General features: G+C 39.7%; 17 protein-coding genes. 11 read left to right on the top strand and 6 right to left on the bottom strand.

Annotated elements, in window-relative coordinates:
- Positions 1-27: 27 nt before the first annotated feature.
- The 5 genes from AC04Q1_RS11705 to AC04Q1_RS11685 form a co-directional block, all read right to left on the bottom strand.
- A complete protein-coding gene (locus AC04Q1_RS11705; RefSeq protein ID WP_478364783.1) occupies positions 28-654 on the bottom strand; it encodes a M23 family metallopeptidase in 627 nt (208 codons plus the stop codon).
- 154 nt (positions 655-808) lie between these two features.
- Positions 809-2,620, bottom strand: coding sequence for an IucA/IucC family protein (locus AC04Q1_RS11700; protein ID WP_478364781.1), 1,812 nt, complete (start codon positions 2,618-2,620; stop codon positions 809-811).
- Positions 2,621-2,827: 207 nt separating this feature from the next.
- Entirely contained in the window at positions 2,828-4,168 is a 1,341-nt protein-coding gene (locus AC04Q1_RS11695) for a lysine N(6)-hydroxylase/L-ornithine N(5)-oxygenase family protein (protein ID WP_478364779.1), read from the bottom strand.
- A complete protein-coding gene (locus AC04Q1_RS11690; RefSeq protein WP_478364777.1) occupies positions 4,169-6,628 on the bottom strand; it encodes a GNAT family N-acetyltransferase in 2,460 nt (819 codons plus the stop codon).
- Positions 6,573-8,114 carry a pyridoxal phosphate-dependent decarboxylase family protein gene (locus AC04Q1_RS11685; protein WP_478364775.1) on the bottom strand — a complete coding sequence of 514 codons (1,542 nt, stop codon included), beginning with the start codon at positions 8,112-8,114 and terminating at the stop codon, positions 6,573-6,575. Before AC04Q1_RS11685 ends, AC04Q1_RS11690 begins: the two co-directional genes overlap by 56 nt.
- Positions 8,115-8,434: 320 nt before the next feature.
- Here AC04Q1_RS11685 and AC04Q1_RS11680 point away from each other — a divergent pair, with 320 nt between their 5' ends.
- A complete protein-coding gene (locus AC04Q1_RS11680; RefSeq protein ID WP_478364773.1) occupies positions 8,435-10,870 on the top strand; it encodes a TonB-dependent receptor in 2,436 nt (811 codons plus the stop codon).
- A gap of 138 nt (positions 10,871-11,008) precedes the next feature.
- Here the strand turns inward: AC04Q1_RS11680 and AC04Q1_RS11675 are convergent, their stop codons facing one another.
- On the bottom strand, positions 11,009-12,229 hold the full coding sequence (locus AC04Q1_RS11675) for a metallophosphoesterase (protein WP_478364771.1): 1,221 nt from the start codon (positions 12,227-12,229) through the stop codon (positions 11,009-11,011).
- 214 nt (positions 12,230-12,443) lie between these two features.
- On the opposite strand from AC04Q1_RS11675, the gene AC04Q1_RS11670 reads away from it, so the two are divergent.
- The 10 genes from AC04Q1_RS11670 (at position 12,444) to AC04Q1_RS11625 (ending at position 24,633) form a co-directional block, all read left to right on the top strand.
- Positions 12,444-12,890, top strand: a complete 447-nt coding sequence (locus AC04Q1_RS11670) for an RrF2 family transcriptional regulator (RefSeq protein WP_086545362.1) — start codon at positions 12,444-12,446, stop codon at positions 12,888-12,890.
- 579 nt (positions 12,891-13,469) lie between these two features.
- A complete protein-coding gene (locus tag AC04Q1_RS11665; RefSeq protein WP_478364769.1) occupies positions 13,470-15,560 on the top strand; it encodes a nitrite reductase in 2,091 nt (696 codons plus the stop codon).
- Between the two features lie 86 nt (positions 15,561-15,646).
- Positions 15,647-16,423, top strand: coding sequence for a uroporphyrinogen-III C-methyltransferase (gene cobA / locus AC04Q1_RS11660; protein ID WP_478364767.1), 777 nt, complete (start codon positions 15,647-15,649; stop codon positions 16,421-16,423).
- Entirely contained in the window at positions 16,407-17,912 is a 1,506-nt protein-coding gene (locus AC04Q1_RS11655) for a TSUP family transporter (RefSeq protein WP_478364765.1), read from the top strand. Before cobA (AC04Q1_RS11660) ends, AC04Q1_RS11655 begins: the two co-directional genes overlap by 17 nt.
- A gap of 7 nt (positions 17,913-17,919) precedes the next feature.
- Positions 17,920-18,621, top strand: coding sequence for a phosphoadenylyl-sulfate reductase (locus AC04Q1_RS11650; RefSeq protein WP_478364764.1), 702 nt, complete (start codon positions 17,920-17,922; stop codon positions 18,619-18,621).
- Between the two features lie 208 nt (positions 18,622-18,829).
- Positions 18,830-19,735: a sulfate adenylyltransferase subunit CysD gene (cysD, locus tag AC04Q1_RS11645; protein WP_025142980.1), complete on the top strand. Its 906-nt coding sequence runs from the start codon at positions 18,830-18,832 to the stop codon at positions 19,733-19,735.
- Positions 19,736-19,819: 84 nt separating this feature from the next.
- Positions 19,820-21,070 carry a sulfate adenylyltransferase subunit 1 gene (locus AC04Q1_RS11640; RefSeq protein ID WP_478364762.1) on the top strand — a complete coding sequence of 417 codons (1,251 nt, stop codon included), beginning with the start codon at positions 19,820-19,822 and terminating at the stop codon, positions 21,068-21,070.
- Positions 21,071-21,357: 287 nt separating this feature from the next.
- A complete protein-coding gene (locus AC04Q1_RS11635) occupies positions 21,358-21,822 on the top strand; it encodes a hypothetical protein (protein WP_478364760.1) in 465 nt (154 codons plus the stop codon).
- A gap of 216 nt (positions 21,823-22,038) precedes the next feature.
- Positions 22,039-22,833, top strand: a complete 795-nt coding sequence (cobA, locus tag AC04Q1_RS11630; RefSeq protein ID WP_478364758.1) for a uroporphyrinogen-III C-methyltransferase — start codon at positions 22,039-22,041, stop codon at positions 22,831-22,833.
- Between the two features lie 387 nt (positions 22,834-23,220).
- A complete protein-coding gene (locus AC04Q1_RS11625; protein ID WP_478364756.1) occupies positions 23,221-24,633 on the top strand; it encodes a glycogen synthase in 1,413 nt (470 codons plus the stop codon).

The raw sequence follows: 24,633 nt of genomic DNA, 5'->3' as shown, positions 1-24,633 counted from the left end.
TTATTGGTTTTACCAAAAAAATCTATCCTATTTAATGTGTTCTTTAATAAACAACTGCGGATTATAGAACCGTTGATTTAGCTGCGTACGGTTAAAAGTTAACCAGCTGGCACAGCCATAGTCATCAAATTTTTTTCTGATTTCCAAATGAAGATGATGATAATCACCGCCATATTTTTTACTTTCCTGGGGTGTGAACAATCTGGCCAGTTTGGTGTTCTGATCAACATTCTGGCCATTGCTTACATAAACTTCTTTCAGATGTTTGTAAGTGGTAAATATGGTTGAACCATTTGGCAGTTTATGTTTTAGCACCACTGTACGTTGGTTTTCGCCCAAATGTACAGAACAGACAATTCCATTTGCCATGGCGTAAACATTAACCAGCTTGGTCTTGGTTTGGGCTGGATTAATATCAATTGCTGTATGGATATGTCCTTTAACATAACTATCACGGTGATCGCCAAAAATGCTGATGATTTTGATGTTGCTAACTTTTTTTCGGTTGACTACATCAAAGGGAAGGAACCAGTTATCGGCTGTTTTTGCCGGAGCAGTGTCGGTATAATAAGGTCTCCAACGGTCACGGTCTTTCTCAATGGTTGGTGTTTCGAATGAAAGGCTGGATAACAAGATCAATAATAGTGTTCTCATCTTGGGATGTTTATATCGCAAGATAATGATTTTATTAACATAAACTATTTTTATAGTTATAAGTTGTCAACTTTTTAGCAGATGTGCTAGGAAAGTTGACAAACTTGATAAAAACGTTTTTGGAGGTGTTGGATGTTACCATCTGACTTTCACATTAAGCCATTACATCTTCTTTTAAAGCTTCTGCTGCCGGATTAATCAGGGTGCCAATTAACTCCGGAACAGGAACATCTGTACTTTCGCTATAACCATGGGTCAGTAATCTTACTCTATTAATGCAAACCCTGATAAATTCGGGTACAAACAGGTCGAATTTTTCGAATTTCGAAGATAACTCCGGATTGTCTTGCTGGAATTCCAAGATTACATCTGCCACCTGACGCCAGAACTGTTTTTCATCCATTCCTACATAACTGTGGAAAATATTGCTGAGGTATCTGAATACGGCGTCAAAGATCCCGGAGAGGATAAATAAAGGCGCCAGCTCATCATTAATTTCTCTCAAAACATCTACCAGATCGTTTGGTAATTTAGCCTTCGATTCCTCTGTTAATACAATTTCTTCCACAAAATCCTTAATGATAATCCGTTCCGGTACACCGTTTTTCATCACTAAAATGGTGTTTTCGCCATGTGGACTAAAGAAAAAGGCATGTTTGTAGAAAATTCTCAATACAGGTTTTAAATATGCAGATAAATAGGCGTTTAACCAGGTTCCGGCATCCAATCCGGATTTTTCGATCAAGGCCTGTACCATACTTTTACCGTTGTCATCTACATAAAGTAAGCTGGCCATCGTCATGATGTTTTCGCCTTCTAAAAGGTAGTTTTCTGCACTTTCACGCCAAATGGCACCTAAAAATTCCTGATACTGATAGGGTGATCCCGGTATTTCACTGTACTGCGGATGGGTGTAAGCTACTGTCGCCACCTCGCCCAAAAGTACTACGCGTGTTTGTTTTAAGTATTCATCACCCTGTAACATGTCTTTTGCCCATTGGGTAACCTTTGGTGCGATGGCCAGTTTTTTAGGAGATAGTCCCCTGAAAATAGAAGTGTTCAAAATCGAAATGGCCGTCTTTACATAGTGCTTTTTAGGCGCACTCACATTAAAAAAGGTACGGATGCTGTTCTGGCACATGTATTCATCGTTTCCAAGTCCAACAGGTACAATCAACTGGTGGGCAATATCGTGTGCCAGCTGTAATACAATTTTATTGTTCCATTGCCATTCGTGCACAGGAATAAAGAAATAATCCTCTGGCTGCAATTCTTGCTGGATTAATACCTGATTAAAATCGTGAACCTGTTTTAAACTTAACTCTTCATTATAAAAAGAGAATGGTGAAATGCTCTCGATACTTTTAAACGCTGCCCTCGATTTGTGTACAGCTAACCAGGCCAATTGGATTTTTTGAGCTGATTCCGGTGCATATTTACCTTGATCGCTATGGTTAAAGCCGATGCGTCCTTTATTAATGGTTGCCCAGGGATGCCCGTCCATCTGGTGTTCTATGGTCTGATAATCAGCATTGGCCAGTTCATTGGCTGTTAATCTGCCTTTTTCGTGAATATAAGCATCAGCATATAAGGTATTCAAGGTTTCTTCAACAAAATGGGCGAGGGTAAAGGGTTTAATTCCAAAAGTTTGCTGAAGCTCGGTATAAAAAGCAGGCGCATTGTTTACTGCGACATTCTTGCCATTTACAAATTTTTTAATGCTCTTTTTATCAATATGCAGGTAATCTAAAGCGCGCTGTTGACCTGAAAAGGTATAATAGATAGCTTCTGTATCAGTAGCTAGCTTAAAATGGGAATTTCCTTGCTCATCTATATTGATCAGCGTGGGTTCCGCTAATTTTTCGTGCATTAATTCCACGATCGATTTTGCGATATAGTTTAGGTTTACCTTATCCCAAACTTCTTTTTTTAAAGGTTTTATGTGGTTGAAATTGTTGTAGTTCATGGTTTAACTTTTATGTTTTTGTTTGTCCGGATTTCAAATCCGGTTCTCAGTGATCGTGATTACAAATCCCGACCCACACTTTTTCGTTAGTCCGGATTTGCGATCCGGACTTGTACACTTCAGATTGCAAATCCGCTTTTCAGTACTCTGGATTGCAAATCCGCTTTTCAGTACTCTGGATTACAAATCCAGCCCCGTACCAGCAGTTTAATCTTCAGATAATTGCAGTTCAGCGTTAGACAATTGATTTTCCTGTATTTCATCTACGACACTAAACTGCTGAAAGGCAATCCGTTTTTCCACATGGTAGATTTCAAAACCCAAAATGGCATTGATAATGGATGCATTGCGGTAAGCCCCCATACCCAGGTCGGGTGTTACAAAACCATGGGTATGCAGTTCGGCGTTTTGAACAAAAATTTCGTTCCCGTTTACATCTATGGCATAATTGCGGTGTACCTGAAAAAGTCCGTCGTTGTTGCGCGCTATCCGGTCAGAAATTCCCGATAGAAAGCCTGGTTCATTGTATTTATAGCCTGTAGCCAACACCACAAAATCTGTATCAACGGTAAAATCCTTTTCGCTTTCGGTATGGTAAAAATCGAGTTGATATTTTCCATCAGCCTTTACCGTTAAATTATTCAGCTGGCAGTTGGGCATCAATTCGGCATTGATTTTTTCATTATCAACACTCAATTCGTAAAGTTTATCGAAAATCTGGTTAATTAGTTCGAAATTTATGCCTTTAAACAACGAATTTTGCTTGCTTAAGAGTTGTTTACGTTTGGCATCGCTCAAATTGTAAAAGTGATCTACATACTCTGGCGAGGTCAGTTCCAGGGTTAATTTCGAATATTCCATCGGAAAAAACCGGTCAGGCCGGGTAAACCACTTCAATTTTAAACCATTCTCCGTTTCAGGCAAAAGATCGTAGAAAATTTCGGCAGCACTTTGTCCTGAACCGATAACCGTTACTGTTTTTTGCTTCAGTAAAGTAGGCTTAAACTTTAAATATTCAGAAGAGTGTATCGCGTTTTTATGAACGGCAGGCGCAATAAAGTTGGGTACTTTTGGTGCAGTTCCAGTGCCAAGCACAATTTTCTTCGTTAAGATGGTTTCGCTTGCTCCAGATACCTGGTCAACTTTTTCTATCTGATAAAGGCCATCGACATAATTTACGGTGTTAACCTTTTGACCGAATTTACAGTTTTGCAGATGGGTTATGGCCCATTTACAATAGGCGTTATACTCTTTGCGCAGCACAAAAAAATCTTCGCGGATATAAAATTTGTAAAGGCGGTCAGTCTGCTTTAAATAGTTTAAAAAGCTGTATGAACTTGTTGGATCGGCCATGGTAACCAGATCGGCCATAAAGGGAACCTGTAGAGTAGCATCACTTAACATCATGCCTGGGTGCCAGTTAAATTCACTTGACTGATCCAAAAATATAGTGGATAAGCTATTTATTGGTGCACATAGGGCTGCCAGACCCAAATTAAATGGGCCTATGCCAATCCCTACAATGTCGTATATTTTTTGGTTCTGCATTTATATTTCCTCCGTTTCAAATTGTGCTAACTTCATCATGGCATGCGCCTTAGCTTCGGGAAATTTATCCCAGTACCAATCGCGGTAGCAAAAGGTAAGGTTGGCCATTTTATAAGGCATCTGGATCACTTTTTCCAATTTGAAGCCCAATCGTGTAACAAAAATGTGCATCGCACGGCTCTCCACGGCTGCTTCGCCAATGCATTTACCCACTTCGGGCTGTTCAAAAATGAAATCCATTAGAGCCTGTCCGGTTTCAAAACTGAATTTTTTATCCTTGTCTGTAGGGGCAATGAGTAAGTGGGCACCATAATCAGTCGTTAAAGCCTCGTAACAAGCACCTACACCATCGCGCATGGGCCAATAAGGTTCGATGGTAAAGGTTGGTTCGCCATTTATTTCGCCTATAAAACTGTGTGATGAATCGCCTGGTAATAAAGTCCTGTAAAATAATTCCAGCCCTTTAATTGGGCCATCCATTTTCCAGATCGGTTTGGCATGTTCCTGGTTAAACCAATCGTGAACCATTTCCAGATCGCGCTCAATATTAAAGGGACGGATATTGATCGTTACATTTTCTTTTGGAAAAAACCTGCTGTATAACGCTTCTTTGGTTTGCGGCTTGATCAGGTTTTCGGAGAAGAAATACTTCGGCAAGGGATTCGGAAACTCCCGGTAAATAGCCGGATTATCGATCGGGGCACTGGCTTCATCGATATTGCAAAGATTGGTCAATAAATTTCCTTTAACTTCCCAGCTTCGGCGATTGATAATATAATCTACAAGGCCTGTGGTATCACTGTTTTCGAATTGTTTAAATTCCAGGTAAACCAGATCGATCAATGTTTTTTCATCTGCCAAATCATTGCTCGCAATGGCATTTACAATACCTAATATATTGTTGATAAGCAGGTAATAGGTGAGTTTAGGAATAATGTATGCGTTGGGTACAATCGATCCGCTTTCCGCGGCGATGCCTGGATAAACTGCTCTAAGTGCCTCAGCTTTTGCATCACTAAAAAAATAACCCTGGTTATCCCTGAAATAAAATTTAGCTGGATAAAAATCTTTATCCAGCTCTAAGATCACATTTTGCTGATGGAACTCAAATGCCATCCCAAAATTATTATATAGGCCAACAATTGGCGCCACGCAAAGATGCAGGTATTGTTTAAACCAGTTTACTGCAGTATGCGCAACTGTTTTATTTTTACTGATCGATGCTTCCTCTATTACATGTACAATTCTGGGTTTTTGGCCCGATAATCCATCCTGGCAAAGTGCAGCCAATAAGCTTACATTTTTTTCTGCTCCCTCGCCTTTAAATGGATTATGCCGGATGCTGATGTTAAAGCCATCAATGGTTTCGCCTTTGTAATTAACGGTGATAAATGCAGGGTCGGTAATAAATTCAATTTCGGGGAATTCGGCTTTGGCTGCCTTGCCGTATTCAGTTTTTAACAGTTTGCTCACATCGTAACCCCGGTGAAGCTCTCTCACCAGGTTAACCCTTTCTGAGTTGGTTATTTTTACATGTAGGGAGAATTTTAACATCCAATCGCTCAATACATTGTAAACTGTTCTTACTGATGAGGTTGGGGTATAATATTCTCCAAAATGGCCTAAATAGAACAATAAATTTTCATCTTCCATGGCTTTTACCGCCGGTAAAGTAAGCAAATAATCTGCCTCCCAAGGGTGCATGGGTACTACCTTATGCTTAGGATGTTGATCTAGTAAAGCAATGGTCTCCGTATTTCCCCTCTCTAAAAGTTCAATCCTGAAAAGATCAGTCATATCAAAACCTTCTGCATTTTTTTCTACGATATTATCAGCGGAGATCAAAAAATAGGCAATTTGAAAGCGGCCCTGCGTTTCTGGTGAAAATTTAAAAAGTTCTTCCTTACTGTTAAAACCTAACCTCCCTTTCGGTAGGGGATGGGCATTGTGGCCTAAAAATAAAGATTGTTCTGCTTCAATGAAGCTCATTTTGGCAAAATTTGCAGGCTTGCCATTTTGTTTAAAGAAGGATAAAAATGCTTCTAGGTTTTCTACACTATTGGCCAAACGCTGTTTTACCAGGTTGGCATCAACATCCGGGAATTCTTCTGCGCTGAACTGAATCGCCAGTTCCATAAACCGGTAAATACTGATGGAATTGATGGTATCTGTATCAACATTTCTTTCAATAACAGGGAAATTGAATACGTGCCGGCCACTATCGGCATAAAATTTTAAAGGTGCATATACTTCGAAACCAATGGTGGTAAAATCGAACCTAAGGTGTAAACGATCGGTTGTGGTAAAAAGATAATTCGCTAAAGACTCGTCGTATTTCGGGATGCCTACATAGCGGCTCCAGTTGGTAAATTCTCTGCAATAGCTGTTTAAGAGGGCATTAAAGTTAGTTTCTTCTGAAATCTGCAGAAGCTTGGTTGAGTCTAACGTATTCGTTTCCATGTTTTTTAATGATTTTAATGATGTTTTCAATATCGCTGATGGTAGTTAGCGGGTTAAGTAGGGTAAATTTGAGATAGAATTGCTGGTTAATCTTGGTACCGGCAACCAAAGCCTTTCCTTGGTTAAACATGGCTTTTTTAATGTACTGATTCATGGAACAGATATCTAAACGCACATTTTTTGGCCGGTAGCGGAAAACCAGTGCACTGATATCTGATTCGTTCATCAGCTCAAAATCACTGTCGAAATGTAACAGGTCTGCAATTTTGGCTGCGGTTTCGATAATCGTATCAAAATAGCCTCCTAGTTTGTTCCGGCCCATCATCCTGAGCGTAAACCAGAGTTTTAGAGCATCAAACCGGCGGGTGGTCTGGATCGATTTGTTCACCTGATTGGGTAAGCCATCTTCATCATGATCTTTCGGATTTAAGTAATCTGCATGGTGCGTAATCAGGTTAAAAAAGTTTTTATCCCGGACTAGAAAACCACTGCTGCTTACGGGCTGGAAAAAAGATTTATGATAATCTACCGTAACAGAATGCGCCAGTTCGATACCATTAAGCAGGCTCCGGTATTTATCCGTCAACAATAATCCGCATCCGTATGCCGCGTCGATGTGAAACCAGGTATTATATTTTTTGCTGATGAAAGCCAGTTCTTTTAATGGATCAACATTTCCGAAATCGGTTGTGCCAGCGGTGCCCACTATTGCAATAGGAATATTGCCCTGGGCAATTTCCCGTTTAATGGCATCTTCCAGTAAAACGGTATTCATCCTAAAACTGCGGTCGGTTTTGATTTTGATCACTGATTTTTCGCCTAAACCTAGAAGTGAAGCATTTTTCTGAATGCTGAAATGCGCTTTTTCAGAAACAAAAATCCTGAAGCGGGAGGCCTCATGAGGAAGACCATTTACTTTGATGTTGTGGTTAAGGGCTGTAATCGCATAATGATCTCGGGCCAATAAAAGTCCCATCAAATTACTTTGGGTACCTCCACTGGTAAAAATGCCGTCAGCAATTTTGCTGTAACCGATCTGGTCGCAGGTCCACTCGATCAGTTTTTGTTCGATCATTGTACCGCCGGCACTTTGGTCCCAGGTATCGATCGATGAGTTAATGGCCGAAATCATCACCTCGGCAGCTACGGCCGGAATCACAACCGGGCAGTTTAAGTGGGCAATATAGGCGGGATGGTGGAATGCAACCGCATGGTTGGTGTAAAGCTGCTCAACCTCTTTAAGCAATGCATCATAATTGTCGTGCGTTTTTTCAAATTCAACCACATCGAACAATGGTTTTAACTGGGCGGGCGACACACCGCTGAAGGGCTGTTGGTTTTTGTTCAAGAATTTCTTAACTGCCTGGGTAACTTTTCCCACGGCATGCAGGTATTCTTGTTCGTTTTCGTGGTGAAAGATTTCCTTCGTCGGACTTTCCGTGAGGAAATCGATTAATTCATGTTTTTCTAGGTTTGATGTAAACATTAGTTTCTCAATTTTTCAAAAAGTTTATTGGTAAAAGGCAATAAAATACCAGGCATTTTAAGCCGATATTTTTTATTCATTAATTGGTTAGCGGAGCGATTTAAGGGAGCTATTTTTTAATGATAATTCCGACTGCTAAGGTATATTTTTATTTAGATTGATTAAAAATAATATTTAAAATATTTTTAACATATTGTTAATAAGTGTATTATGAATTAGTTATTAAATATTTTAACCTGCACTAATATAAATTTTTAATTAATTTTATTTGGATTTGATCTAAATAAATGATTGCTTTGCGAAAAAAATAATAATCATTGATGAAAAATCTATACTTAATTGCAATCTTAATCTGTGTGTTTATCTTTACAGGTAAGGCACAAACTGTTACCGGAAAGGTAATCGGAGAAACGGCTCCACTCGCGGGAGCAAATATCAAGGTGGAGGGTAAAAATGCCTCAGCTACAACAAGCGCTGATGGTAGCTTCGAATTGAAATTATCAGAAGGAACTTACAAATTACAGGTGAGTTATGTTGGTTATACTACGGTATTGCAAAAGGTAAATCTGGCCAAAGATCAGACGGTTAATTTAACCATCAATCTAAGTCCTACATCAAATATGCAGGAGGTAGTAGTGGTATCGTCACGTAAGCCGACTAAAATCAGCGAAATACCAGGTACGGTTTGGGTAGTGGATGGTGCTAAAATCCAGGAACAGGCCAGGGCAGGTATTCCTTTAAAACAAACCCTGGCACAACTGATCCCAAGTTTGGATGCTGGGCCGGAAGGACGTACCAACTATGGTCAAAATCAACGTGGTAGAGATGCCTTGGTGATGATTGATGGGGTGTCGTTAAACAGTACCCGTGGCGTAAGCCGTCAGTTCGAATCGATTGATCCTTTCAACATCGAGCGTATCGAGGTGTTATCTGGTGCAAGTGCTGTTTATGGTGGTGGCGCAACTGGTGGTATCATCAACATCATCACTAAAAAAGGTCAGGACAGTCAGCCAAGTTTCACTACAGAAGTTGGTGTGCGGAGCGGTTTGAAAGAAAAAAGCGATCATGATGTACGTGTGGCGCAGGCCATTTCGGGCGGGAGCAAAGATTGGAACGGCCGTATCGGTATGGCTTTTCAAAAAAACAATGCAGCTTATGGCGCAGATGGAAAGCAGATTTTTACGGATATCACCCAAACCGATTTACAGTATAACCAATCGTTCGATTTTTTTGGAAGTACCGAATTTAAACTGACTGAATACCAAAAATTGTCTGTAAACGCACAATACTACAATTCAGGCTACCGTGGTGATAAAGATTTATTTTTAGGAACAAATTATGCAGGTTTGTTATCAAATGCTAATCTTTTGGAAATGAGAAATGGCTATTCGTCAGACGTAGATCCGAAAACAAGCAGGGCCAATATCAATGCGAATTACCAGGCCAGCGATATTTTAGGCGGACAAACGCTTTATGTTCAGGCTGCTGCCCGAAACGAACAGTTCAGCTTTCACCCATTTCCTGGGCAGGCTTTACTACCTGGTGCGCTTTACAGCGGATCGTCGATCCAAAATACAAATTATAGTGCTTTAAAACTGGTATTGAACAAAGATTGGAACCGGTTGAACCTGACTTATGGCATTGATGCCGATAACGAAAACTTTAACGCGCAACAAGCTCTGTTTGATCGATCAAAAGCCTTTACTTCTGGTGGTTTAAACAATACTACAGTAGCTACCATCGCCCGTTATCCGAACTTTAGGGTAAATGGCTTATCTGGTTTTTTACAGGCCCAGGTTAAGGTAGCTGATTTTTTAACCTTATCAGGAGGTGTCCGTCAGCAACGCATGTTTGTTAAGGTTGGCGATTTTGTGGGTACAACCGCTGCCGTTCCTTTGGCCTATGGAGTAGGTAAAACGGCAACGGCCATTGCTGGAGGAGAAAACCATTATGATGTAAACTTACTAAACGGTGGTTTGGTATTTAAAATCAGTGCACCTCAACAGGCTTGGTTCAACTTCTCTCAAGGATTTAACCTGGCCGATCCGGCTAAATATTATGGGCAGGGTACCTACACTCTGGCTGGCACAAACTGGAATTTAGGTAATTCGATTAATGTTGGAGGTTCTCCTTTAACGGGTATCAAAACAGAACAGTACGAAGCAGGTTACCGTTACCGTACAGGTGTATTTAATGCACAGGTAGCCGCTTTTTATGCCTTATCGGATAAAAACGTAAGAACCAACAGCACATTTAACATTGAGGTATATGATGAAAATGTAAGAAACTTGGGTGCTGAGGGTTCATTGTCATTAAACCTAAAAAATGGTTTCGAAGCGGGAGCAAGTGGTTTATATATCAAAACGCAGAAACAAAATACCGACGGTACCTGGTCGCTACAGGATGTAACTGTTGCCAGTCCTTCAAAATTGACGGGTTACCTCGGATATAACCGTAAAATATTTGGACTAAAAGCTCAGATTTTCCACTCGTTTGATGCTAAGGGTATTTCAGTTGTACAGACTAAACCGGTAGAATATGAAATAAAAGGCTTTACTACCGTAGATGTATTGGGATCGGTTAAGTTATTTACCGGAAGCCTATCATTTGGTGTACAAAACCTGCTGAACAAAAACTATCAAACCGTTTGGAGTCAACGTTCGCAGTATTTGTACCAAGCCCTGGCTAAAAAGGAAACTTTTTATTATGCCGGCCGTGGGCGTACGTATAATTTAACGTATACGCTTAATTATTAACTTTGCTCTTATAGGTCGTCATTTCGAGCGAAGTGCAACGAAGTCGAGAAATCTATCTAGGTAGATCTCTCCATTCCACTGCGTTTCAGTCGAGATGACGACCTTTTTGTTAGAAAGAATAGTAGGCAATGACGATTTTTACTTCCTTTTCAATTCTATCACCGTAATCTCCGGCCAGATCCCAATCCGGCCCGAAAAGCCAAGGAAACCAAAACCGCGGTTTACATTTAAATATCTGCCGTTTTCGGTTTTAATGCCCGCCCAGTGTGTGTAGCGATATTTTACCGGACTCCATTTAATACCAAAAGCTTCTATGCCAAACTGCATACCGTGGGTATGTCCGGCCAGCGACAGCTGAATTTTTGAAGGATAGTTTTTTACCTGCGCATCCCAGTGAGAAGGATCGTGTGATAAAAGAATTTTGAAATCATTCACTGAAGTATTTTGTAGCGCTTTGTTTAAATCACCACGTTCTCCAAATCCAACTCCCCAGTTTTCGATCCCGGCGAGTATAATTTTTTCCCCGTTTTTGTGCAATTCAACATGTTCGTCTAACAACAGTTTAAAGCCAAGTTCTTTATGGTAAGCTTTCAGTTGATTCAAGTTCTGTATTTTATCTGCTTCGGTTGGCCACATGATATAGTCGCCATAATCGTGATTGCCCAAAATTGAAAATTGTCCAAATGGTGCTTTAATTTGCGAAAAGTGGCCGATATAAGGCACAATTTCCGAAGAAGCATTATTCACCAGATCACCAGTAAAAACAAACAGATCACTTTTTTGGGCATTGATCATGTCGATACCTTTTTGTACCGCTTTAGGATTGGTAAAACTTCCGGCGTGTACATCAGAGATTTGTGTTAAGGTAAAACCATCAAAACTGGCTGGCAGATCATCAAAATACAAAGTATGCTTAATCACACGGTAGGCATACTTCCCCTGGGTAATGCCATATGCGAATAGAGCAATGGTTAAACAGAACATCAAAAAAGCAAAATTTACCCAGTAATTGCTACGGCCTGCAATATGGAACCCTCCAGGCTCAAAGTTAGTCGCTAAACCCAGCAGCAAGCGGTAAATATCGCCGAGGAGCAGAAAAAACGCAAATACAATTTCTGCTGCAAAAATGATCAAAAAGGCATGACTGACGATCTGGAAGAATTTATTGATGCCCTGAATCCGCATTTGCTGGATAGCATACAATAATGCGAAAGTGAGGCCTACCATAAACACCCAGAAAATAGGACTGAGCCAGGTAGATTGATTAAGGGTGCCCAGGCCCGATAAAACATAGGCATTTAGGGTAAAAAATATAATTGCAACTATAATAAGCGGCAAGAGATTGAGTTTTCTTCTCATGTTAAAAATCTGTAATCAGAATATAGGGTAAAAATAGAATTTAAACGCTGGTTACAAGCTACTGTTACGGTTGCCAATTATTTTTACGCTCATTTGATTAAAGCAATTATCGTTATTATGCGTTATATTTATCAATATGATAGTTTGTTGAATTAAAATCAACTTCCTGTTGCATATTTTATAATTTACTTTCTTTTATTAGCTTTGTGCGAATATGCTGTCCAAAAAAACAAAATATGCCATAAAAGCGCTTGTTGCGCTTGGTAAAAATTTAGATAAACCACCAATGCAGATTTCGAAAATCGCTGAGGAGGAGCATATCCCGAAAAAATTCTTAGAGCAAATTCTGCTCGATCTGCGTAATGCTGGCTTTTTATACAGTAAAAAAGGCGCAGGCGGCGGTTATAGTCTCAACAAAAAACCAGAAGAGATTTTATTGGTTCACGTAATGCGTGTTACCGATGGCCCAATCGCAATGGTTCCCTGTGCAAGTTTAAATTTTTACCACAAATGTGATGAATGTGTAGACGAGAAAACCTGCGGAATCAGGAGTGCATTTATCGATGTGAGAGATGCTACGCTTAAGGTTTTAACCGAAACAAGCATTGCAGATGTGATCGGTAGGGAAGATAACCTGAAAATCGGGGTTATTAATTTATAAATTTTATTTTAAGCATAAACTGTTGTCCTCGTTTGCAACGAGGATAGGTGAGAGAGGCGATTTATCGCCACTGTTAATTTATAAATGCATTAAAAATACACGCCTCACAAATCTTCATTGCAAACGAGGGCTGTTTTTTATGAAGTCGGATGATACGCGATAACTCCGCGTTAGGGATTATAAGGGTTCAGTACCGATCTTTCATCGGTACCGGAGCGCAGCGCAGCCCTGCAAGGCCCGACCCCCAGGGTAACGCCGAAATCAATTGGCAATCTTCAGTTATTAAACCAGAGGTACGAAATAGATCCTGAAACATGTTCAGGATGAAGCTAAAAAAGAAAACCCAGCAAAGTTTTAACAAAATAGAGTAAATTTTTTTATAATAAATTACGACTATTTCTATATACTTTATATATTTGGCGTATGAACTTCAATTTTATACCTAATCAATTTATCACTATGCAAATGATGTGCTGTTGTAAAACGCAATAATAGGAGCCTACAGATAATTTTATGTATAAAATATTGAATGCTTCTCGGTAACAGGGAAGCATTTTTTGAATAAAGCTAACAACACATATGCAAAGTTTCAGAACAGAACTCGAAAATCCGATTGTCGAGCAGGACATTATCGATTTAGAGAATAAGATTAAAGCTTTTAGAGATGGTACCATCCACGATGAAAAGTTTAGAAGCCTCCGTTTAGCCCGTGGTGTTTACGGACAGAGACAGCCTGGCGTACAAATGGTGCGCATTAAATTACCTTTTGGTAAGGTTACTTTTAAACAGCTATTGCGTATTGCCGATATCGCTGATGAGTATGGAAGTGGAAACTTACACTTAACCACACGTCAGGATATTCAGATCCACTATGTGAGTTTAGACCGTACTCCGGAGCTTTGGGCTAAATTAGAGCAGGATGATATTACGCTGCGCGAAGCTTGTGGAAATACGGTACGTAATGTAACCGCTTCTCCAAACTCTGGAATCGACGCTGATGAGCCATTTGATGTTTCGCCTTACGCACAAGCGGTATTCGCTTACTTTTTGCGTAACCCGATCTGTCAGGAAATGGGGAGAAAGATTAAAATCTCCTTTTCTTCGAGCGATAGGGATACGGCATTTAGTTATATTCACGATTTAGGGTTTATTCCAAAAATTAACGAAAATGGTGAACGAGGGTTTAAAGTTATGTTTGCCGGTGGTTTGGGCGCTCAGCCGTTTTTGGCCAATGCCGTTCACGAATTTTTACCTGAAGACCAACTGATTCCATTTACTGAATCAGTACTTCGCGTGTTCGACCGTTATGGCGAACGGACCAACCGTAACAAAGCCCGTTTAAAATATTTAGTTCAGAAATTGGGCTTGGAAGAAGTTTTACGTTTGGTTGCCGAAGAGCGCATTGCCAATAAAGTAAAAACCTTTAAAATAGATATCAATACCGTACCTCAGCCGCTTTTGCCTTTGGAACAGGAATATCCTGCAGTTGAAATATTGAATGAAAGCCATTACAAACATTGGTTAGCCACAAACGTAATTGAGCAAAAACAGGAAGGATTTTATGGTGTATATGTAAAAGTTCAGGTAGGCGATATCAAAACGGATAAAGCCAGGGCTTTTGTAGATGCTATCAGATTATATGTTGCGGATGAAATCAGGATCACCCAAAACCAGGGATTGCTGTTAAAGTTTGTCCGTAAGGAAGCGTTGCCTTCATTATATTCAGCTTTGAATAAAATTGGTTTTACTACCGCGGGTTTTGATAGTTTAGCTGATATTACCACTTGTCCGGGTACCGATACCTGTAATCTTGGTATTTCCAATTCAATGACTTTGGCCGAAGTTTTGGAAGAGGTGATTTATACTGATTTCCCTGAATTTATTTATGAGAAAAACATTAAAATCAAAATCAGTGGCTGTATGAATTCTTGTGGTCAGCATGGTTTGGCAGAGATTGGTTTCCATGGAAGTTCGGTTAAAGCAGAAGGGAAAGTTGTTCCGGCTGTACAGGTGATGTTGGGTGGTGGAACGGTAGGGAATGGTGTGGGCAGAGTGGCCGAACGTGTGATTAAAGTACCTTCGAAAAGAGCAACCAGTGTTTTACATTTCATCTTAAATGATTTTAAAGCCAATAACCTGGAAGACGAAAACTTCCATCAATATTATGATAGAAAAGGCAAAGACCATTTTTATCAGTTGTTGAAACCATTGGCCGATTTGACCAACCTGCAAACTGAAGAATTTGTAGATTGGGGGCATGTAGAGCAATTTGTAACGGCGATTGGTGTTGGCGAGTGTGCTGGTGTTGTAATCGATCTGGTAGCTACTTTGTTATTAGAGGCCGATGAAAAATTTGGCTGGGCAAAGCAAAATTTAGATAAAGCAGCTTATGCCGATGCCATTTACCATACGTACAGCACTTTTGTAAGCGCCGCAAAATCGTTATTGTTGGATAAAGGAGTAAACAGCAGCACGCAAGTTGGCGTGATCCGTGAATTTGATAACCATTATGTTGAAACTGGCGAATTTAATTTGCCGACCAATTTCTCTGACCTGGTTTTACAGATAAATAAAAACGAACCAACAGCCGAATTTGCACAGAAATACTTTGAAGAAGCCAATCAATTTTTAAATCAGATTAAGGAGAAAAGGGCCGTATTAGTGAAATGAGATTAGATATGAGATTTGAGAACCGCAGACGCTAAGCGCCATGCGCCAACAACTCTTCATTCAGTCATTCAAAATTAAATACAAAGATGAGCGATCAGAAATTAAATATAGAATCAAGAATTACCCTTTTAGGTGCAGGTCCAGGCGATCCTGATTTACTGACTTTAAAAGGTGTAAAAGCATTGCAAACTGCAGATGTGGTATTGTACGATGCTTTAACCAACGAAGCTTTACTGGAACATGCCCCGGCAGAAGCCATTAAAGTTTATGTAGGAAAACGTTCGGGTGAGCATTCTTATCCGCAGGATACCATCAATAAATTAATGATTGACTATGCCTTAAATTATGGACATGTTGTGCGTTTAAAAGGTGGCGATCCATTTGTTTTTGGCAGGGGATATGAAGAGCTGGATTATGCAGCATCTTATAGCATCCCGGTAAGTGTGATTCCTGGTATTTCGAGTTCGATCGGTGTACCCGGTTTGCAACAGATTCCGGTTACGCACCGTGGCATGAGCGAAAGTTTTTGGGTCATTACCGGAACGACCACTTCTGGAGAAGTTTCGGGGGATATTTACCAGGCAGCACAATCAAATGCAACAGTAGTAGTGCTCATGGGACTTAAAAAATTGCCGAAAATTGTGGAAATTTTTAAAGCGGCAGGCAAACAGAATTTACCAACTGCAGTGGTTCAGAACGGATCGGCAGAAGATGAAAGATTGGTTGTTGGTGTGGTAGAAACCATAGAAAGTTTTGTGCGACAGGAAAATATTAAAGCTCCGGCTTTATTAATTTTTGGAGAAGTTGTATCATTACATCCATCATTTAAGAAGTTAATTAAACAATATGCAAGTATTGCCTAACCAACCTGATAATGCAGCACCTTTTTCGGAAGAAGAAAAAGGTAACCAGCTCTTTCCAGTTTTTGTAAAGCTGAACAAGCTGCGTACATTATTAATTGGAGCAGGGAATATTGGGCTCGAAAAATTAACGGCAATCGTAAATAATAGCCATCAGGCTACCATTACCATCGTTGCAGAAATCGTATCGCCAGAAGTTTATGCACTTATCGTCAATTATCCGCTGATCAAAGTGAAACAGAAAAGTTTTGATGTGGATGATCTAACCGATATTGATATCGTTTTCGCGGCAACCAATAACAACATTTTAAATGAAGAGATCAGAAGGGTGACGCATGAGCGTGGCCTGTTGATCAATGTGGCTGATAAGCCAGAACTATGCGATTTTTATTTGGGATCGATTGTTCAGAAAGGTGATTTAAAGATTGCGATTTCTACAAATGGTAAATCTCCCACTATCGCCAAACGTTTAAAGCAGATTTTAAATGAAGGGTTACCGGCAGAGCTGGATGAAACCTTACAGAATATGAGTGCTTTGCGGCAGACCTTAAACGGCGACTTTTCGGCGAAGGTTAAAAAGTTGAATAAGGTTACCCAAAATCTAATTAATCCTAAGAAAAGTTTTGCAGAGCGAAATATTAAATGGCTGATCTGGACTGCTGCCGTTTTACTCATTGGCGCAATCGGTTTTTCTTTGTGGAATACTGAACCGGAATTTCAGGCATTTTTAATCAATATCGATCCATTATTTTACTGGTTTTTAGGTGCTGGATTTTTATTCGCACTCATTGACGGGGCAATCGGAATGTCGTACGGTGTTACCACTGCCTCTTTCTCACTGGCCATGGGCCTACCTCCTGCATCGGCAAGTATGGCCATCCACATTTCTGAGGTAATGAGTAATGGGATAGCTGGCTGGATGCACTATAGAATGGGCAACGTAAACTGGAAGTTATTTAAAATATTAATTCTTCCTGCAATAGTTGGCGCTGTTTTAGGCGCTTATATCCTGTCTTCATTAGAGCACTATAGTGCCTATGTAAAGCCTATCGTAGCCGTTTATACCTTAATTTTAGGGGCGATTATCTTAATGAAGGCCTTCAATATCAAACGTAAAAAAGCCGATCAAAAAATCAAGAAAATTGGTTTATTGGGTTTCGTCGGTGGTTTTATCGATGCAGCATTTGGCGGTGGCTGGGGATCGATCGTGTTATCGAGTTTGATTGCTGGAGGCAGACACCCCCTGTTTTCATTGGGAACTGTAAAAATCAGCCGTTTTTTTATTGCCACTTTAAGCTCGCTAACATTTTTTACCATGTTAGGTGGCAAACACTGGGAAGCCGTTGTAGGCTTAATTATTGGTAGCGCCATTGCGTCGCCAATTGCAGCAAAAGTATCGAACAAAATTTCGGCAAAAACTATCATGGTGGCTGTTGGGATTATCGTAATGATCGTGAGTTTGCGCAGTGTGATTATGTTTATTTTAAAATAATTTAGTGATGGACAACCTAGAAGAGATAAAAGCAGCACTGGCAGGTTTAAGTACAATTGATAAATTGAAGTTTTTGGCAGATCAATATGCCGACCGTATTATATTCTCGACCAGCTTTGGTTGGGAAGACCAGGCGATTACCCATTTAATTTTTGCCAATAATATTCCAATTAAGGTTTTTACTTTAGAAACCGGACGTTTGTTCCCGGAAACCTATTATGTTTGGAACCGTACTTTAGAAATTTATAACAAACCGATTCATGCCTACTACCCTAAAAACGAATTATTGCAGGATATGGTCAATACAAAAGGCCCGAGCAGCTTTTACGAATCGGTAGAAAACAGAAAAGAATGCTGTTATATCCGTAAAATCGAACCTTTAAAAAGAGCATTAAAAGGCAATGAAATCTGGGTAACAGGCATCAGGGCCGATCAAAGTGCCAACCGGGAAGATATGCACGATTTAGAATGGGACGAAGGCAATCAACTGATTAAATTCCATCCTATTTTCGATTGGACTTTAGAGGATGTGAAAGCATACATTAAAGAAAACAATATTGTTTACAATACTTTGCACGATAAAGGTTTCCCGAGCATTGGTTGTGCCCCATGTACAAGAGCAGTACAGCCAGGCGAAGATTTTAGGGCCGGAAGATGGTGGTGGGAAGACCAGAGCAAAAAAGAATGTGGCTTGCATGCAGCTTCTTGATGGCTCATAAGCCATCATTGCGAGGCTGGGTAGGAGCTAGCCGAAGCAGTCTTTTTGATAAATAGAATAAAAGTAAATGTCATTACGAAATTCAAGGTAGATTGCTTGAGCGGTTGAAAAAAACTTCTCGTATTGACGCAAACAACAACAACAAATATAACCTTGAATATTGATTACATTCAATTATTCAATCATTCAACATTTGATAATGAGTACATATAATTTTGATTATTTAGATGAGCTGGAGGCAGAGGCCATTCATATTTTACGTGAAGTAGCCGGGCAGTTTGAAAAACCGGCCCTGTTATTTTCAGGGGGAAAGGATTCAATTACGCTAGTTCGTTTGGCAGAAAAAGCTTTCCGTCCGGGAAAATTTCCTTTTCCTTTGGTGCACATTGATACAGGGCATAATTTTGAGGAAACCATTACCTATCGTGATCAGATGGTTGAAAGAATCGGCGAAAAATTAATCATCGGTTCCGTTCAGGAATCTATTGATCAGGGAAAAGTTGTAGAGCAGACCGGTAAAAACGCCAGTAGAAATGCTTTGCAAACCGTGACCTTGCTTGATACTATTGCAAAATACCAGTTTGACGCCTGTATCGGCGGTGCCCGCAGAGATGAAGAAAAAGCAAGGGCAAAGGAGCGCATTTTCTCTGTTCGTGATGAATTCGGTCAGTGGGATCCGAAACGCCAGCGCCCAGAACTTTGGAACATCTATAATGGTAAAATCCACAAAGGAGAAAATATCCGTGTATTTCCGATCAGTAACTGGACGGAGCTTGATGTGTGGAACTATATCCGCAGGGAGAAAATAGATCTGCCAAGCATCTACTTCTCGCACGAGCGCGATTGTATCACCAGAAACGGACAGCTGATGGCTGCTTCTCCATTTTTAAATATGGATGATGAGGATGTTGTAGAACGTAAACAGGTTCGTTTCCGTACAGTAGGCGATATGTCGTGCACTGCTGCGGTAGAATCAGACGCTACTTTGATCGATGATATTATTTCGGAAATCAGCGCCTCTAAAATTTCGGAGCGTGGCGCCCGTTTGGATGATAAAGTTTCTGAAGCCGCAATGGAAGACAGAAAAAAAGGAGGATATTTTTAAGGGAGATTTGAGTATTGAGATGTGAGATTTGAGAACCTTGCATCTGTCTAATATCTCATATCTATTATCTCAAATCTAAAAAAAATGAACATATTAAAATTTTTCACGGCAGGCAGTGTTGATGATGGTAAAAGTACCTTAATCGGCCGTTTGTTATACGATACAGATTCTATTTTAGCTGATCAATTGGAAGCTTTACAGAGCTCTAACCGCAAAAATGATGACGGAACAATAGATTTAGCCATTTTGACAGATGGTTTAAGAGCAGAGCGCGAACAGGGGATTACCATTGATGTGGCCTATAAATACTTTCAGACCGAAAAACGGAAGTTCATTATAGCAGATACTCCAGGCCATATTCAATATACCAGAAATATGGTTACGGGTGCTTCTACAGCGAACCTGGCTATTATTTTGATCGATGCCCGTAACGGGGTGGTGGAGCAAACCATCCGTCATTCCTATATTGTTTCTTTATTGGGGATTAAACACGTAGTGGTTTGTATCAATAAAATGGACATGGTTGATTATAGCGAAACTGTTTATAGCGCCATTATCGAAAAGTATAAAATTTTGGCCCAACAGCTAAAATTATCCGATGTTACTTATATCCCGGTTAGTGCATTGAAAGGTGATAATATTGTACAAACTTCTGAACACATGGATTGGTACGAAGGGGAGAGTCTGTTACATTTCTTAGAGAAAGTTGATACCGATAACTTAGATAAATCTCAATTGGCACGTATGCCGGTACAATGGGTTGTGCGTCCACAAACGGAAGAATTGCACGATTACCGGGGTTACGCTGGAAGAGTGTTAAGCGGAACTTTTAAATTGAACGATAAAGTTACCGTATTACCTTCAGGAGCCAGTTCTACCATTGAGCGTATCGAATTTTTTGACCAAACCCCTGTTGCTGCACATGCAGGTCAATCCGTTATTATCCATTTAAAGGATGATGTAGATATCAGCCGTGGTGATACGATTGTAAATGCTTCGGCATTGCCGCAAGAATCAAAATTGATTGAGGCCGATCTTTGCTGGATGGATACCCGGGCTTTAGATACATCAATTATGTATAATATTCAGCACAATAGTAAAATTACCCGCTGCAAAATCAGCGAGATATTACATAAGGTGGATATTAATACGCTCGAAAAACACGCTGTTGATGAGTTTAAACTGAATGATATCGGGCGTGTGATTGTTAAAACTGCTGATGCTTTGGCTTTCGACTTATATGATGATAACCGTGCAAATGGTTCTGCCATTTTGGTCGATACCCGTACCAATTTAACTGTTGGTGCCTTAATGTTCAGAGCGGCGGTTGAATAAAATGTATGATGGGGGATGGAAAATGGAATAGATCAATGACCAATTTTCAATGATCAATAGTGACAACTTTATGAGGCATAATGAAATAACTCATTGATCTTAAAAATCCTGCAGTAGAGAACCACAACCAAATATAATAATGAAAGCTTTAGATTAATCTGAAGTGAAAGCAATTTCAGTGGGGTGCCAAATGGTTACCCCATTTTTCGTTCTAAGGTTTTTTGTATATTTATTATGGAAATGTTGAAAAATTTTCATCTCTCCAATATTAACTCAAAAATTAAAACATGAAAAAAAATCTTTTATACTTCGTTTTTGCCGCTGTTCCGTTTGTTTTTGCCTGTAATCAATCTGAAAAAAAGGCGGATACAGCAAAAAAGGATTCGGTGATCAGTGAAACTTGTTATGCGGCTATTTTCGAAAAAGACAGTGCCGCCATGATTCTGAAAACAATGTCTTCAGGAAAAGTTACAGGTTCATTATTGGTTAAATACGCAGATAAACCAGAAAACAATGGTAAAATCAGTGGTAAATTCAATGGAGATACCTTGATGGTCGATTACCGCTTTAACACGGGTAAAGATACCACCAAAGCCTTTACCAACCCCTTAGCATTTTTAAAGAAAGATGGGAAATTGATAATGGGTGTAGCACAAATTGAAACTACTTTGGGCAGATCGTATTTTGTTAAAGGTAAACCGATCAATTACGAAGCCGGGAAATTTACTTTTAAGGAAGTTAACTGTAAATAAGGTATTCATTTATTTTTTTGACACGGAGCTTTTCTTTATTAGTCTCATCCCGAACGCAGTAAAGAATATTTGATTGCTGCGTTTCATGGCTTATTGATCCTTCACCACGTTCAGAATGACTATAAAAAAAATATTTTAAAATAAATTACTACTATTCCCATAGACTTTATATATTTGTATAATTAACAAACGTATAACGCGCATAAATTATCTGTTATGATTTTGAATAAAGTAGAAAAAGCGAACATTGAACCAAGAATTACTTTAATAGGTGCAGGTCCTGGCGATCCGGATTTATTTAGTTTAAAAGGTGTTAAAGCATTAAAAACAGCTGACGTTGTTTTATATGATGCAAATGTGAACGAAGCTTTATTGTGTCATGCGCCAGATGGTATTCCGAAACTTTACGTTGGCAAACGTTCAGATGATGAATCATTTTCTCAGGATGCCATAAACAAATTGATTATTGATTATGCTTTAAACTACGGTCACGTGGTGCGTTTAAAAAGTGGTGACCCATTTTTCTTTGCAAAAGGTTACGAAGAAATTGATGCCGCAGAATCATACAGTATTCCTACCGAAATTATCCCTGGTATTTCGAGCGCGACTGGTGCGCCAAGTTTGCAAAAAATCCCGATGATTTATAAAGACCTGAGCGAAAGTTTTTGGGCAGTAACCGGAACAAATGCTAAAGGAGAAATTTCGGAAGACCTATATATTGCCGCAAAAACCAAAGCAACCATTGTTGTTTTAAACGGAATTGAAAAGGTAAAGGAAATCGCAGCTATATTTCAGGCAGAAAATAAAAATTTATTGCCTGTTGCGGTCATCCAAAATGGTTCTACACCTGAAGAAAAAATTGCCATTGGTATAGTTGATACGATTGCCGAAATCGTTGAAGATAAAAGAATAGAAGCACCGGCATTATTGGTTTTTGGAGATGTAGTTTCACTACACCCCCAATTTCAGCCTATCCGCGATTTCTACGAAATTATCGCCGAGGAGTATTAAGATATTTTTAAACCAAAAATATATTTGTTTTGTTGTTAAACCGCTTATGCATTTAAGCGGTTTTTTCGTTTTTATGTCCCGCAGACTAAAAAGATACCCCTGATAAATTTGGACGCTTTTTGCACTTAACAGGAACAGCCCTTTGTTTTTAAGCCTGATTGTAGTGCAAAGCCCGGAGCGTAGCGAGGACTTGCAACGAAAAGCAGGGCTGTAGCCCGCCACAAGGAACTGAGCATACGCTTCCAATAAAAAACAACCTAAATTATAAGTTAGATCTCTCCATTCCGCGTTGCTTTCTCTAAATAACCAACTAAAAATATAATTTTCATTATTTGCAAAACTCAAAACAATTAGTAACTTACTTAGGTTATCTACACCAAATATTTGATGGAAATTATACATATAAGCGCCGAGTGTTACCCTGTTGCAAAAGTTGGTGGTTTAGCCGATGTAGTAGGGGCCCTACCAAAGTACCAAAATAAACTGGGCCACATTGCCAAAGTGGTGGTGCCCGCCTACGATACAAAATTTATCCGCGAAAGCGAATTTGAAGTGACGTACGATGCCTGGGCAAATTATGGCAACAATCATTTTCAATACCGCATTTTAAAAGAAAGGACGAATAAGCTTGGTTTCGATTTATACATTGTTCATATTCAGGGTTTAACCGACCGCCCGAATGTGTATGGATATAATGATGATACCGAACGTTTTGTGGCTTTCCAGATTGCTACGCTCGATTGGATTGTACAATGGGAGCATCGCCCTGATGTAATCCACTGTCATGACCACCATACAGGTTTGATTCCATTTATGGTTTCAAATTCAATAAAATACAAGCCCATTAGCGGTGTGCCAACTGTTTTAACCATTCACAATGCACAATATCAAGGCCAGTTTGGGTGGAATAAATTATATTATATCCCAGCTTTCGATTTATGGAAAGGTGGTTTGCTGGGCTGGGATGATGCGATCAATCCGTTGGCGTCGGCCATTAAATGTGCCTGGAAGGTTACTACGGTATCGCCAAGTTACCTGGATGAGATGATGAGCAATGCCCGGGGACTGGAAAGCTTGCTCAGACAGGAGCGCTGGAAATCGGTAGGGATCTTAAATGGGATTGATAGCGAAGTTTGGAACCCTGAAACCGACCCCATGCTGGGAAAAGGTTACAATTTAAAAACAGTGGAAGCTGGTAAACTGGCAAACAAAACAGCCCTTTGTGATGTTTTTCAATTGGATGCTTCTAAACCTCTATTTACTTTTATCGGTAGATTGGTTGATGAAAAAGGTGCCGATTTACTGCCAGACATTTTTTATACTGCTTTACAACAACATGGCGATAACATTAATATCCTGGTTTTGGGATCCGGAGACAATTGGGTTGAAGGACGTTTAAATCAGTTAAAAGATATTTTTGGTGGAAGATATAATGTTTATATTGGTTATAACGAGCAGGTTTCGCATGAGATGTATGCAGGAGCAGATTTCCTGGTTATGCCATCAAGAGTTGAACCATGTGGTTTAAATCAGCTCTACGCTTTACGATATGGAACCGTTCCTATCGTACGCAGGGTTGGTGGCTTAAAAGATACGGTGATTGATATAGGGGACGGTGGTTTTGGCATCTGCCATGATCAAACCAGTATTTGGGATGTTACCCATGCCATTAGCCGGGCTGTAGAATTATACAATGATAAGAAGGCTTTTAAAGCGGTTAGAAAAACAATGATGAAGATAGACCATTCGTGGGATCGGGCAGCATCAAATTATATAGAATTATACCAAATATTAAAATAA

The sequence above is a fragment of the Pedobacter humicola genome, from assembly GCF_056490705.1.
Note: the sequence above shows the minus strand (reverse complement) of the source record. Positions and strands in the feature narration are given on the sequence as shown.